Genomic DNA, 13623 nt, shown 5'->3' with positions numbered 1-13623 from the left:
CTCCACTTACTTCTATTTTACACCAAAAGACTTAAACTTTCCTATGATTTTTGACGAAAAATTTATTTCTTTCATTTTACCTCAAATATGCTACACTAGGAGCATGACAAATTTAGCATTTATGAGCGATCTTCATTTGGATTCAAACCAATTTACCGATAAAGACATCACCATTTTGATTGATTTACTAAAAAAGAAAAAAGTTGACCACATTCACTTTGCAGGGGATCTGTCTAATGATTTTGAACACATTAGTTTGCCTTTTTTACAAAAGCTCAAAAAATCCTTCTCCGTTTCTTACAATTTAGGCAATCATGACATGCTAGGAATGACAGAAGACGACATTTAACAGCACAATTTCAATGTACAATCATTTGGACAGACTCAGTTTATTAGCCTAGCAGGTTGGTATGACTATGGCTTCGTTCCCGAAAAAACACCTGAAGAACACAAACGGACCAAGCAATTTTTCTGGTTTGATAGACGATTGAACCGCAACACTGATGACCCTATACTCACTCAACAGACCCTAGAACAACTTGAGAGAATTTTGACTTCTCTGAATGATCCTATTATCCTAGCTATGCATTTTGTTCCTCACAAAGATTTTCTTTACAATCACCCTTATTTTCAGCGCTTTAATGCTTTTCTGGGTAGTCAATCCTTTCATAATCTCTTTGTCAAATATGGTGTGAAAGATGTTGTCTTTGGTCATCTTCACCACCGCCACTCCGCTCGAATGATTGACGGTGTCTGCTATCATACAAGACCTCTTGGTTACATCCGCGAATGGCAGTTGACTCAGCAATTTTTTGAAGATTATCCTCAATACAAAATCCCTCAAATGTACCGTCTCCACAAACGCTATAATGCAGTACAAGACTTATCTCTTTTCCAATCATATAAGAAAAAGCACCTCCGAAAAGAACTAGAAGATGCCCTTATCATTTTTGATATTTAGTACGAAAACAACTGAATAGCTTCTCTTAGCTCGTCTGATAGAGCTTTTTCTTTGTCTAACTGAAGATAAACTTCTAACAAGCACGAACGAGCATTAGAAAATTGTAAGAAGTCTGTTGAGTTTTCTAGTGGAAAGTCAAGTGAAGTTAACCAAGCTGCAACTCTGGTTTGTGAGAGTCTTTCATTTAAAACAGCCTGATAGATGACTCGTGCCAAACGCCAGTCCTCATCACTGATAAAGCGCCAATTCACTCTTTTAAACATCTTTTCTAATACTTGTAGAACTTCATTTACTCGTGTTATAGGAAAATCTGGGTGACAAATAATCTCAACTAAAAGATCTGCACCATGAGCAAAGGCATGCACCCAACCATATTCTTCAGAATAGTCAGTCCTATCATTTTCATACAGCAAATAAGACATTCCTTGTTCAAATAGAGCCATTCTTTGCTGACTAGAAAGTCTTTTAAAATAAAGTGAATTTTTCTTAGCATCTGCATTTAGCAAATTAGCGAATAATAAAGCCGTAAAAGATCGAGTCAGAGTCGCTTGACCAACCTCTTCTTTTTTATACAAGAGTCCTTGTCGTTTTAGAGCCTCAATCGCTACAAAATCAAACTGTTCCTTTGTAAATAGTTGCTCTTGTATGGCTCTAGCTAGAGTAACAAAAATTAACTCATCTCGTATTTTATAATCAGGATGACCGATATAATCTAACATCCAAAGAATTTCCTCCCTTTCATAATGCACTTGATTATCAAGTAACTTCTGCTGTAAACTATCTTTTATTCTTACCATTTTATTCCTCGGCTAAGATGAAAAACTCACCATCCTGTTTAGGAAACTGTCCATAAATACTATTATTAATATCATCAGGCGCTAAATACTTTTTTGACCATTGACATATCGTTTCAAAAATTGGTATCACAGACTCTGCTTTTTCTATTAACTGATAAGTAACACGCATAGGGATTTCATTATATTGTCGTCTTTCTACCATATTATTTTGCATCAATTCTTTCAAAGTTCTAGAGAGAACAGTATCTGTAATATCTAGCATTTCTGCTTATAGTTAGTTAGTTACTCACTAATTTGGTAACATATTGCATTTAAAATAGCACTATTTTATAATAAATTCAAATAAAAGGAAAGGGAACTTAATACTATGTCTCAAGTTAAAGCATATTTACAAATCACTCTAGATATTCCGAATGAAAGTCTTCCTGCCGTAGCGAAAGTTTATAATGACTATCGCAAGCCATTTCTAGATACTATCGAAGGGGCTGTGAGCAAGAACTTACTTATTCGCACAGAAGATGTGCAAGTTTTACATGGTTTTGACTCTGTTGAGCACGCTCAAAATTATCTACAAAGTGATATGTTCAAAAATGATGTTTTTGTTGGACTTCAACCACTTTGGAAACAAGATCCAGATGTTCGTATTTATGGCTTGTAATAAGGACTTAAAATTGTCGTATTCACGGCAATTTTTTATTATAGTTTGACAATTAAAAAAGCCACCCGAAGATGACTTTTCTGTCTTAAATGGCATTTTTATCCATGCCTAATTTACGTTGAACAAATTTAACAATTTCTACGATGATAATCATGGAGAAACTTCCAATGAGAACGGCTGCCCATTGTGAGAGGTCTAATTTTGTTACATGGAAAATTCCTTCTAGTGGCTCAACCAAAATGGTAGAAGCCAATAAAATGAATGAAACAAGAATAGACCAGTTGAAAGTTTTAGATTTGAATGGCCCAACTGTTAGAAGTGATTGATAAACAGATTTTACATTAAAGGCATGGAAAAGCTGGATTAGTCCAAGCGTTGCAAAGGACATGGTCAACGCATCCGCATGAATAGCTCTCATGTCACCAACATGAACTGGATTCATCAAAGCATAAGCATAAACACCGAGTACCAAAGCACCTTGCAAAAGCCCTTGATAAATAATCGAACTCATGACACCACCTGAGAAAAAGCTAGACTTACGACCACGCGGTTTATGCGTCATCACACCCGGCTCAGCTGGCTCAACCCCTAGTGCAATAGCTGGGAAAGTATCTGTCACAAGGTTAATCCAGAGAAGATGAACCGGCTGCAGCACATCCCAGCCAAAAAGAGTTGCAAGGAAAATCGTCAACACTTCTGCTGTATTGGCTGAAAGCAAATATTGAATGGTCTTTTGAATGTTAGAGAAGACTTTCCGTCCTTCCTCAACAGCCACGATAATCGTTGCAAAATTATCATCAGCCAGAATCATGTCAGAAGCACCTTTCGAAACTTCTGTCCCTGTAATCCCCATTCCGATACCGATGTCGGCTGTCTTCAAGGCTGGTGCATCATTTACACCGTCACCTGTCATAGCAACAACCTTGCCTTGATGTTGCCATGCTTTGACAATTCGCACCTTATGCTCAGGAGATACACGCGCATAGACAGAATATTGACCAACAACTTTTTCAAACTCTTCGTCTGACAATTCGTTAAGCTCAGCACCAGTCATGACATGGTCTTTACTATCATCATTGATAATTCCAAGACGTTTAGCAATAGCCTCCGCTGTGTCTTGGTGATCACCCGTAATCATAATCGGACGGATACCCGCTTCTTTAGCCACTCGAACAGCTTCAGCAGCTTCTGGTCGTTCAGGATCAATCATCCCAATCATACCTGTGAATATTAAATCATTTTCAAGATTTTCAGACGTTAAGTTTTCTGGAATTTCATCAATAATTTTGTAGGCACCAGCTAACACACGCAGAGCCTGATGAGCCATACCTGAGTTATTTTCCTTAATTAACTGAGTCGTTGCCTCATCAATCGGCGCAATATCGCCTGCCTTGTCACGAGCCACACAACGTTTTAAAAGTTGATCTGGCGCACCTTTTACAGCAACCAAGAATTTACCATCTGGCAAAGGATGAATGGTTGACATGAGCTTACGTTCAGAATCGAACGGCAACTCTGCGACACAAGGATATTTCTCTAAGAAAGCTTTAACATCATACCCTTTATCAAGTGCATACTGAACAAAGGCTGTTTCTGTTGGGTCACCAATGAGTTTTCCGTCTTGGTCAATTTTAGTATCATTAGCAAGGACAACCGAGCGTAGCAATGGCAAGTCGAGTCCAAGGTCAATATCTTGTTTTGCTTCATGCAAACTGCCGTCATAAAAGACTTTTTCAACTGTCATTTTGTTCATAGTTAATGTACCAGTCTTATCAGAAGCAATAATTTCAGTAGAGCCAAGCGTCTCAACTGCAGGAAGCTTTCTGACAATGGAATTTCTCTTCGCCAAAACTTGTGTGCCAAGTGCCAAGACAATGGTCACAATAGCAGGAAGTCCTTCTGGAATTGCTGCCACAGCAAGTGCGACTGATGTCATCAATTCGCCCAGCGGGTCTTTTCCTTGAACGAATACGCCGACCACAAAAGTGATTGCTGCAATGATTAAAATCGTATAGGTCAGCACTTTTGAAAGGCCATTTAGATTTTGCTTGAGTGGAGTATCTGTTTCATCAGCATTTTGGAGCATACCAGCAATATGACCGACTTCTGTAAACATACCTGTATTGGCAACGACACCCATTCCACGTCCATACGTAACGTTTGAATTTTGGAATGCCATATTGATACGGTCGCCAATACCTGCATCAGTAGCTACATCAACAGTCAGATGTTTTTCAACTGGAACGGATTCGCCAGTCAGAGCCGCTTCTTCAATTTTTAAAGAATTTGCTTCTAAAAGACGCATGTCAGCAGGTACCACATCACCTGCTTCCAGCATAACGATGTCTCCAGGGACCAATTCTTTTGAGTCTACTTCTGTCACATGCCCGTCACGCAGCGCACGCGCAGCTGGGCTAGACATAGATTTGAGTGCTTCAATTGCTTCTTCTGCCTTACCTTCTTGGTAAACTCCAAAAATGGCATTAATAATGACCACAGCTAGGATAATAATCGCATCTGCAATATCTTCACCACCTGAAGTCACAACCGAAAGAATAGCCGCAATCAGCAAAATAAGAATCATCAAATCCTTAAATTGCTCAACGAATTTCATCAGAAGGGATTTTTTCTCTCCCTCATCCAGTTCATTGCGTCCGTATTCATCTAAACGCTTAGCGGCTTCATTGCTTGATAAACCTTGCTCAGAAGTTTCTAAATTTTTTAAAACTTCCTCCGAACCTTGCGTATAAAACGCTTGGCGTTTTTGTTCTTTTGACAAAATATTTCCTCCTTTGATCCCTTTTTGACAAACAAAAAGAGACCTGTTTATTGCAACAAGTCTCGCTGTTTCATACAAGGCCGGAAATTGCTTTCGTATTGACGACCTTGTAACGGATATCCCGCTAGCTACTCCCTTGAGTGTTTTTATTATATCAAATTCTTCAATTTTTTCAAGCAAAAAAAGTTCAATTTCTATCTATTTTACCCAACAAAGAATAAGACGCAATAAATAAAATAATCGCTATGACAAGTGTCCCTGTTAGGTCAAAGAACATATTAAGCTTTGTCTTGTTATAAAAAACCAAATAAATCTGCTGAGAATAAAAATAGCCGCTATTACTAAACTAAAAAGGATTCTTCCCATCACTTTCTACCTCCACGAAATTTCCATTTGATAATCCGCAAAAGCTCGACCGCCATCAGGTGTTCTCAATTGATAATGCAGTTCAAGTGTCTGCTTTTTCAAATCAACCTGGTAATGACTTGTTTTTGTGATAAATTGCTGTATGCCGACCGGTGTGGGAATTCCAATCAAGGCTTCTCCTCCTTTGATAAACCGCATCAAAGATTTATGAGTAGAGAAGCGTGTCATGACTAGTTCTTCATCATGAAACTTCAGCACAACCTTCTCTCCTTCTTCATTTTTAAACAATAAATAATGATAAGCGCCCTTTTGAGTCCAATCTACAGCGTAACTTTGGTCAATTTGCTCTACTTGCTCATCCATTTGAATTCGATTTTGGATTCTAATTTTCACTCTTTAAATTTCCTCGTCTTCCTATTTCTTTTTTCATTTTAACAGAAAATCAAAAATATTTCTCCCATTTTTTCTTATACTTTTATTTTACCATAGCTCTGAATGGGAGAATTTTTGAATTAAAACAGCAAGTTTGAATCGCTATTTTCAGAGGTTATAGATTACTTTGTTATTTGGACTGCTAGACGAGATGTGGTATAATAGAGCCATGATTGAAAAAGTATTTCGTGATCCCGTCCACAATTACATTCATGTGGATCACCAAGTCATCTATGATTTAATAAACACCAAAGAATTTCAACGACTGCGCCGCATTAAACAGTTAGGAACTTCCGGCTATACTTTTCACGGAGGCGAGCACAGCCGTTTTTCGCATTGCCTCGGAGCATATGAAATTTCAAGACGAATTACAAAAATCTTTGACGAAAAATATCCAGAGGTTTGGGATTGTCATGAAAGCTTACTTGTCATGGCAACAGCCCTCTTGCACGATGTCGGTCACGGCGCTTATTCACATACTTTCGAGCGTCTCTTTGATACCGACCACGAGGAAATTACACGCCAGATTATCACAAACCCTGAAACAGAGATTAACAAAGTTCTGGTTCAAGTTTCGCCTGATTTTCCGGAAAAAGTAGCCAGCGTTATCAACCACACCTATCCAAACAAACAGGTGGTGCAACTTATTTCCAGTCAGATTGATGTCGATCGCATGGATTATCTCTTGCGAGACTCCTACTATACAGGCGCTTCTTATGGACAATTTGATTTAACACGGATTTTGCGCGTTATTTGTCCTGTTGAAAATGGCATTGCTTTCAAACGCCACGGCATGCATGCCGTGGAAGACTATGTCGTCAGTCGGTACCAGATGTATATGCAGGTTTATTTTCATCCTGCTAGTCGGGCAATGGAAGTGCTCTTGCAAAACTTGCTCAAGCGAGCTAAATTTCTCTACGAAAAGCAGAAAGACTATTTTGCACTCTCTTCTCCCAACCTCATTCCTTTCTTTGAAAAGCGAGTGACCTTGAAAGATTATCTAGCACTGGATGACGGCGTGATGAATACTTATTTTCAGGTCTGGATGACGAGTCCTGATACGATTTTATCTGACTTAGCACAGCGTTTCATCAACCGCAAAGTCTTTAAATCTATTATTTTTTCAAAAGAAAATGAGAAATATCTGAATGTCATGCGGAGCTTAGTTGCGGAAGTTGGTTTTGACCCTGATTATTACACTGCCATTCATCGTAATTTTGACTTACCTTATGATTTTTACCGTCCAGATGTCGAAAAACCACGCACTCAGATTGAAATTATCCAAAAGGATGGCAGTCTCGCGGAGTTGTCCACTTTATCCCCTATCGTCGAAACATTAGCAGGCACAAGGCACGGCGACAACCGTTTCTATTTCCCAAAAGAAATGCTGAAAGAAGCTGGACTTTTTAGTGAAAATAGTAAAACTTTCTTGTCGTATATCAAAAACGACCAATTTATATATGGAGAAGCATACGAACATGAGTATTAAACTAGTTGCCGTTGATATTGACGGAACCTTATTAAACACCAAAAGAGAAGTCACACCAGAAGTTTTTTCTGCTGTACAAGATGCCAAAGCTGCTGGAGTAAAGATTGTCATTGCAACTGGACGCCCCATTCCAGGAGTGAGAAATTTGCTTGAAGAGTTACACCTAAACGAGCCAGGTAATTATGTCATTACCTTCAATGGCGGGCTGGTTCAAGATACAGTTACAGGGGAAGAATATATCAAAGAAACTCTAACCTACGATGATTATTTGGATATTGAATGTCTCAGTCGCAAATTAGGGGTTCACATGCACGCTATCACCAAGGACGGTATTTATACTGCTAACCGTAACATTGGAAAATATACCGTTTACGAAGCCGGACTGGTCAATATGCCAGTCTACTACCGCACTCCAGAAGAGATGGTAGACAAAGAAATCGTCAAAATCATGTATATTGACGAACCAGAAATTTTAGATCAAGCAATCGCCAAACTCCCTAAAGAATTGTATGACAAATACACACTCGTGAAATCAGCACCTTTTTACTTAGAAATTGTCAAAAAATCCGTCAATAAAGGGGCTGCAGTCGTGCATCTAGCGGAAAAATTAGGATTGACAAAAGAGGAAACCATGGCAATTGGTGATGAAGAAAATGACCGTGCGATGCTAGAAGTTGTGGGAAATCCTGTTGTAATGGAAAATGGGACTGACGAGTTGAAGAAAATTGCCAAATATATCACCAAATCAAACGATGAATCCGGCGTTGCATACGCTATTAGAGAGTGGGTTTTAAACTAATGTACACTTATAAAATAGGAATATCTGCTCAAGAACACGATGATTTTGTTAAGAAAAGTTCTCAAACCAACTTGCTTCAAAGTGCTTCTTGGGCAAAGGTCAAAGATAATTGGAACAATGAACGAATTGGCTTTTACAAAAATAACCAATTAGTGGCTTCTGCTAGTATTCTCATTAAGCCTTTGCCGCTCGGTATGACTATGCTTTATATTCCTCGCGGTCTTATTATGGATTATCAGAATCAAGAATTACTGCAATTTGTCCTGACTTCCTTGAAACAATTTGCTAAAACTAAAAAAGCCCTTTTTATCAAGTTTGATCCGAGTCTTTTCCTCGTGCAGGCTCAAATCGGAGAAAACAGAAAAGAACAGCAAGAAACACTTGACGTGATTCAAAATCTCCAGAAAGCGGGAGCTATTTGGGTGGGGCGAACAGAATCACTTGATGAAACGATTCAGCCACGTTTTCAAGCAAATATTTATAAGGATAATTTCAGCGAAGAACTTTTATCAAAAAGTACACGCCAAGCCATTCGCACTGCACGAAACAAAGGCATTCAAGTCCAGTTTGGTGGCAAAGAACTTTTGGATGATTTCTCTGCTTTGATGAAAAAAACCGAGAATCGAAAGAGTATTCACTTGCGGGGGAAGGACTATTATCAAAAACTCCTTGATACTTACCCAGAGCATTCCTATATCACACTTGCAAGCATTGACCTAAATGAGCGTCTAGAAAGTCTTCAAGCTCAAAAAGCCAAAGCTGAAAAAGAAGCCAGCAAATTCACTGAAAAAACTAAACCTGGTAAAATTGAAAACAATAAGCAAGAACAAAAACGACTGCAAGAAGAAATGGATTTCTTGTCAGAAAAAATAGCACAGGGAGCAACTATTGTTCCTCTCTCTGGAACTTTGGTTCTCGAATATGGTGCCACTTCTGAAAATATCTATGCTGGAATGGATGAAGAATACCGCCGCTACCAGCCAGCTCTCCTCACTTGGTATGAAACAGCAAAGCACGCCTTTGACCGTGGGGCGAACTGGCAAAACATGGGTGGTGTTGAAAATGATTTAGACGGCGGACTTTATCACTTTAAGTCCAAGTTCAATCCAACCATTGAAGAGTTTGTCGGTGAGTTTAACTTGCCAACCAATCCACTCTATCATCTCTCTAACCTTGCCTATACTTTGAGAAAGAAATTCCGCAGCAAACACTAAGAAAGGAATCGTATGACATTCAAACGACTTAGTCAGGAAGAATTTGTAAACCATAGCGCGTCTTGCACTCAACGTTCTTTTATGCAAACAGTAGAAATGGAAATGCTCTTAGCGAAACGCGGTTTTACTTGCCAATATGTCGGTCACACAGATGAACACGGTGAATTAACCGTTTCAGCCGTGCTCTACAGTATGCCCATGACAGGCGGACTGCACATGGAAATCAATTGCGGTCCTGTTTCAACAAATCCTCACGACCTACAAGCTTTTTACCGTGAACTCAAGACCTACGCCAAAGAAAATGGTGCTTTAGAGCTAATTATCAAACCTTATGAAACTTATCAAACATTTGACAGCAATGGTCAACCTACTTCGCCCGAAAAAACAGAATTGATAAAAGAGTTGACAGACTTAGGTTATGAATTTGATGGATTGCAGACAGGTTATCCAGGCGGCGAACCTGATTGGCACTATGTCAAAGACCTGACTGAACTAACTGAAAAAGATCTGCTCAAATCCTTCAGCAAAAATGGTAAATCGACTGTAAAAAAAGCCAATACTTTCGGCATTCAATTAAAAAAATTGAAGCGAGATGAATTAAATATTTTCAAGGAAATCACTTCTGCCACTTCCGAACGGCGTGAATATAGTGACAAACCTTTGGATTATTACCAAGATTTCTACGATGCTTTTGGCAATCAAGCGGACTTTATGATTGCAACGCTTAATTTTCAAGATTATCTGCAACATCTGCAACATGATCAAGAAAAACTAAAACAAAAAATTCAAAAATTAAAAGCGGATTTAGAAAAAAATCCTCAGTCAGAGAAAAAACACAATCAACTGCGTGAATTCTCCAGCCAATTTGAAAGCTTTGAAACACGTAAAGCCGGAGCACAAGAATTGATAGATAAATATGGAATGGAAGACCAAGTGCTTGCTGGCAGCCTCTTCCTCTATACACCACAAGAAGCGACCTACCTCTTTAGTGGTTCCTATCCTGAATTTAACAAATTTTATGCCCCAGCGCTTCTCCAAGAATATGTCATGAAAGAAGCTATCAAGCGACATATTCCCTTTTACAATTTTCTTGGTATTACAGGAATTTTCGATGGCTCAGACGGCGTGCTCCGTTTCAAGCAAAATTTCAATGGCTACATTGTTCGCAAAATGGGGACCTTCCGCTATTATCCACAACCACTTAAATTTAAAATTCTCAGTTTGATTAAAAAACTGCTACGGCGCGCTTAAAACTCTCAAACAGCTTTTTGAGAGTTTTTAAATATTCGTATTTTAGATAGGACTTATCAAATATGCTGAAACGATTTATTTCAAAAAAACTACTAGCGATTTACTTTCTGTTTATCGTGCTGACATGGATTGAGTCAGTTTTAAACCCAACGCTCGTTCGGATGATTATTGATAGTTTTCAAACGAAAAATTTAAAAATTCTCTGGCAAATCTTGATGTTGGGAATTTTTGGAAATATGCTGATTGTCTTAGGTTTAGTAGGCAAACGCTATTTTTATGCAAAAGTCATTGCAGATTTCAATGCAAATATAAAAGGAAAGATGTTTGCTACTTTTTTGTACTTGAATTTACAATCTAAGTGCAAAAAATGAAGATATTCTTTCTGACTTGGAAAATGATGTAAAGCAAATTGATATCTTTTACCATTCCTCGTTGAATTTCCCTAGCAATAAAATTATTGTGGACAACATCGTTTGAAAATTTTAAAATTCGCCCCGTTGTAAAATGAAGTGTAATAAAAAGGCTAGCATAAATATCCTGACCTTTTTTAACTTCCACTATTATCCATCTAAAAACTTCCACCACTGCCCCCGTGACTTCTGTCTGATGAAGATGTATGTGTGCTACTACCCCCAGAATCACTGGAGCTGCTAGGCTCCAGTTTTGCTTTCTTATCTACATTTGAGTAGAGGAAGAATTCTTGAGCATTGGTAATCTGGAGACTATTTTTCTTGATGTAATCAGTGGCTCCGGTTTGATGATAGACAGATTTGAGCTGACCTTTCATTCCTGTTACGATGAGAAAGGCGATACCAAAGCCAATAGCCAATGCTCCAGGAATCCAGTACCAACTTAAAGGCTCCTTAGGGAGACTTTTTTACATCATAAGGCTGCCCTTTTCGTGCTTGAGTGAGGAATTCATCACACTGCTCAGCGTAGGTTGTAAAAGCAGCATTGTAGTCACCATCTTTTAAATCAGGCAAGAACTGCTTTGATAGGTAGTCTAAGCCAGCATCGGTAAAAGCAGTGATGCCGTAGCCTGTCGTTGAAATATGCCACTTCCGTTCTGACATACTGATTAAGAAAAGCACCCCATCATGATTTTTTCCTTGACCGTAGCCATTGTAGTCGAAGTAGTCATCTGCGAAGTCTTGAGCACTTTTTCCTTCCAGACTCTTAACGGTCACGACAACGACATCACATTTTTGGCGTTTGCTAACATCTTTGAGCTTTGCTAACAAGGCTTTTTCTTGATCCGGCTTCAGCAAGTCCGCTTCATCTACCAGTAATGGATTGGCCGATGCATTGAGCAATTTGGTTACTTTATTGAGATAATACCGAACACCGCTATAAATATTTTTCCCACTCTCAAAAGCTTTCCAAAGTATGTCGTCACTCTTTGCTCCTAGCTTTTCTTTAGCGTTTCCGGCATAATATAGGATCCATTCTTTTTTTTCTTTATCAACAGCAAGGAGAATACCTTCAGCTGTGCCTGCAGATTCTTGATAAACCTTTTCAGCATCAGACAAAATACCATCTTCACCTACTGATTTTGCTGCCAAAAAGTAAACTTTAAAATGATATTGTTCTTCAATAGCTTTAGCCGCTTTGTTAATCTCTGTTATTTCCTTGCTTGAAAAGGCTGAGACTTCATCACGAATATAGCTGGTTTCTTCTGCACAGACAGTCCCAATCATGAGAAAGGAGAGAAGAAGAGTTGTCAGTAATGTTATGAATTTCTTCAACATAATCTCATCCTCCCTTCTTACAGTAAGTGAATCAGCCATACAGCCGCATAACTAACTATACTTGCCTCCACGCCCAGTCCGATTAGCCAACGTCTATAAGCTTGCTTGTCTAAGGGCAAATCTCCGACGAATTTACCAGTCTGACCATTCATTGCAAAGACAAACTTTTTGCCCCTCCAAGTCGTATTTAAGAGCCAAACTGGATAGAGAACATACTTAGTTGAACCATTTATCAAGCGAATATTCGAAGATTCTGGGGTAACGGTAGAAAACCCCGTAACTGTATCTTCAAAGGCTTCCTCCGTGCTTTGCTTGACACGGCTGTTAGCATGAGTAATGCTCTCCTCGGCTCCGACATCATATTTATCTGCTAGGTATCCTGCTAGGTAAGCTGTCTGAAAATCAACAGCTTCTGAAAAATCAAAGGGTTCAATGGATTCCATTAATTGATCATCCAATTTACTTGAACCGTCTACCGGGATATGTTCAAACGCTAACTGACCGGAACGAATAACTGAAAAATAGCTTGTTTCGGTATAGTCATACTCACTATCACTCCATGTTCTAATCCTGCTTGCTTTATAATGAACATCCGCATCTGCTTCTGTGTCAAAAAGCCAGAACGGAACATAACCCCCCTTTACTTCATCAATATGATTTTGGTCTTTAAAAACTTTTGGCAAGAGACGTTTCCCCATGAGATGCTTGTTCAGATTCGCCTTTGCTGCCTTTTTATCTAATTTGAATGGAATCACATAATCTGGCTTTAAATCACCAGCAAAGCGTCCCATCATAACAACAGGATTATCGCAGAATGGACACGAAGTGGCTGCTGTTGACTCGTCAGCAACAATTTCACCACCATAAGATTTACAGACATAAACTGATAGCTGATCAATCTCGCCCGTATCCCATTCACCACCAGCCTGCGTACTCCAAGTCATATTTTCATCAGTCTGGGTTTTTAATTGTTCATCCAATTCCTTCAAACTTGACATATCCAATTCGGAATCACAATAAGGGCACTTCATTTTCTGGATTGAACTATTAAATTCAAGAGCACCACCACAATTTGGACATTTATATTCTTGTAAATCAGCCATGATGACCTCCTTTCTACTGTCATCGA

Annotated in this window: 13 protein-coding genes and 1 pseudogene; 7 read left to right on the top strand and 7 right to left on the bottom strand. The window is 38.8% G+C overall.

The window, feature by feature from the left end; translation table 11 throughout:
* Positions 1-103: 103 nt before the first annotated feature.
* A pseudogene (locus tag HMPREF2933_RS06670) lies at positions 104-961 on the top strand (metallophosphoesterase).
* Here the strand turns inward: HMPREF2933_RS06670 and HMPREF2933_RS06665 are convergent.
* Positions 958-1758, bottom strand: coding sequence for a DUF2785 domain-containing protein (locus tag HMPREF2933_RS06665; protein ID WP_024051933.1), 801 nt, complete (start codon positions 1756-1758; stop codon positions 958-960). The pseudogene HMPREF2933_RS06670 and the gene HMPREF2933_RS06665 overlap by 4 nt on opposite strands.
* 1 nt (position 1759) lies before the next feature.
* Positions 1760-2020 (bottom strand): winged helix-turn-helix transcriptional regulator, encoded by a 261-nt coding sequence (locus HMPREF2933_RS06660; RefSeq protein ID WP_024051934.1) that lies wholly within the window; start codon positions 2018-2020, stop codon positions 1760-1762.
* A 105-nt stretch (positions 2021-2125) separates the two neighbouring features.
* Between HMPREF2933_RS06660 and HMPREF2933_RS06655 the strand changes: the two genes are divergently transcribed.
* The gene (locus tag HMPREF2933_RS06655) at positions 2126-2416 is read left to right on the top strand and encodes a hypothetical protein (RefSeq protein ID WP_024051935.1); all 291 of its coding nucleotides are present in this window, start codon (positions 2126-2128) and stop codon (positions 2414-2416) included.
* 85 nt (positions 2417-2501) lie between these two features.
* On the opposite strand, the gene HMPREF2933_RS06650 is transcribed toward HMPREF2933_RS06655, so the two are convergent.
* Positions 2502-5195 carry a cation-translocating P-type ATPase gene (locus HMPREF2933_RS06650; protein WP_070672678.1) on the bottom strand — a complete coding sequence of 898 codons (2694 nt, stop codon included), beginning with the start codon at positions 5193-5195 and terminating at the stop codon, positions 2502-2504.
* Positions 5196-5567: 372 nt separating this feature from the next.
* Positions 5568-5954: a YwiB family protein gene (locus tag HMPREF2933_RS06645; protein ID WP_024051937.1), complete on the bottom strand. Its 387-nt coding sequence runs from the start codon at positions 5952-5954 to the stop codon at positions 5568-5570.
* A 208-nt stretch (positions 5955-6162) separates the two neighbouring features.
* Between HMPREF2933_RS06645 and HMPREF2933_RS06640 the strand changes: the two genes are divergently transcribed.
* From HMPREF2933_RS06640 to HMPREF2933_RS06620, 5 genes are all read left to right on the top strand, one after another.
* Positions 6163-7482: an HD domain-containing protein gene (locus HMPREF2933_RS06640; protein ID WP_042753997.1), complete on the top strand. Its 1320-nt coding sequence runs from the start codon at positions 6163-6165 to the stop codon at positions 7480-7482.
* A complete protein-coding gene (yidA, locus tag HMPREF2933_RS06635) occupies positions 7472-8281 on the top strand; it encodes a sugar-phosphatase (protein WP_024051939.1) in 810 nt (269 codons plus the stop codon). Before HMPREF2933_RS06640 ends, yidA begins: the two co-directional genes overlap by 11 nt.
* On the top strand, positions 8281-9495 hold the full coding sequence (locus HMPREF2933_RS06630; RefSeq protein ID WP_024051940.1) for an aminoacyltransferase: 1215 nt from the start codon (positions 8281-8283) through the stop codon (positions 9493-9495). Before yidA ends, HMPREF2933_RS06630 begins: the two co-directional genes overlap by 1 nt.
* 12 nt (positions 9496-9507) lie before the next feature.
* Positions 9508-10746: an aminoacyltransferase gene (locus HMPREF2933_RS06625; protein WP_024051941.1), complete on the top strand. Its 1239-nt coding sequence runs from the start codon at positions 9508-9510 to the stop codon at positions 10744-10746.
* 62 nt (positions 10747-10808) lie between these two features.
* Positions 10809-11117: an ABC transporter ATP-binding protein gene (locus HMPREF2933_RS06620; protein ID WP_024051942.1), complete on the top strand. Its 309-nt coding sequence runs from the start codon at positions 10809-10811 to the stop codon at positions 11115-11117.
* 197 nt (positions 11118-11314) lie between these two features.
* Here HMPREF2933_RS06620 and HMPREF2933_RS10395 read toward each other — a convergent pair whose 3' ends face one another.
* Genes HMPREF2933_RS10395 through HMPREF2933_RS06610 form a run of 3 tightly spaced genes read right to left on the bottom strand, consistent with a single transcriptional unit; the run spans position 11315 to position 13597 of the window.
* On the bottom strand, positions 11315-11575 hold the full coding sequence (locus HMPREF2933_RS10395; protein ID WP_224783671.1) for a hypothetical protein: 261 nt from the start codon (positions 11573-11575) through the stop codon (positions 11315-11317).
* Positions 11576-11609: 34 nt separating this feature from the next.
* Entirely contained in the window at positions 11610-12494 is an 885-nt protein-coding gene (locus tag HMPREF2933_RS06615; protein ID WP_024051944.1) for a TPM domain-containing protein, read from the bottom strand.
* Between the two features lie 17 nt (positions 12495-12511).
* Entirely contained in the window at positions 12512-13597 is a 1086-nt protein-coding gene (locus tag HMPREF2933_RS06610; protein ID WP_024051945.1) for a TFIIB-type zinc ribbon-containing protein, read from the bottom strand.
* Between the last annotated feature and the right edge of the window lie 26 nt (positions 13598-13623).

This window comes from Streptococcus sp. HMSC066F10, assembly GCF_001813805.1.
GTDB classification, from domain to species: Bacteria; Bacillota; Bacilli; order Lactobacillales; family Streptococcaceae; genus Streptococcus; species Streptococcus vaginalis.
This window is presented reverse-complemented; position numbering and strand designations above follow the sequence as displayed.

Coding starts and splice junctions, on each gene's coding strand:
- HMPREF2933_RS06655 (WP_024051935.1), top strand. CDS start 2,126: ATGTCTCAAGTTAAAGCATATTTACAAATCACTCTAGATATTCCGAAT.
- HMPREF2933_RS06620 (WP_024051942.1), top strand. CDS start 10,809: ATGCTGAAACGATTTATTTCAAAAAAACTACTAGCGATTTACTTTCTG.
- HMPREF2933_RS06610 (WP_024051945.1), bottom strand. CDS start 13,597: ATGGCTGATTTACAAGAATATAAATGTCCAAATTGTGGTGGTGCTCTT.
- HMPREF2933_RS06625 (WP_024051941.1), top strand. CDS start 9,508: ATGACATTCAAACGACTTAGTCAGGAAGAATTTGTAAACCATAGCGCG.
- HMPREF2933_RS06660 (WP_024051934.1), bottom strand. CDS start 2,020: ATGCTAGATATTACAGATACTGTTCTCTCTAGAACTTTGAAAGAATTG.
- HMPREF2933_RS06630 (WP_024051940.1), top strand. CDS start 8,281: ATGTACACTTATAAAATAGGAATATCTGCTCAAGAACACGATGATTTT.
- HMPREF2933_RS06640 (WP_042753997.1), top strand. CDS start 6,163: ATGATTGAAAAAGTATTTCGTGATCCCGTCCACAATTACATTCATGTG.
- yidA (WP_024051939.1), top strand. CDS start 7,472: ATGAGTATTAAACTAGTTGCCGTTGATATTGACGGAACCTTATTAAAC.
- HMPREF2933_RS06665 (WP_024051933.1), bottom strand. CDS start 1,758: ATGGTAAGAATAAAAGATAGTTTACAGCAGAAGTTACTTGATAATCAA.
- HMPREF2933_RS06615 (WP_024051944.1), bottom strand. CDS start 12,494: ATGTTGAAGAAATTCATAACATTACTGACAACTCTTCTTCTCTCCTTT.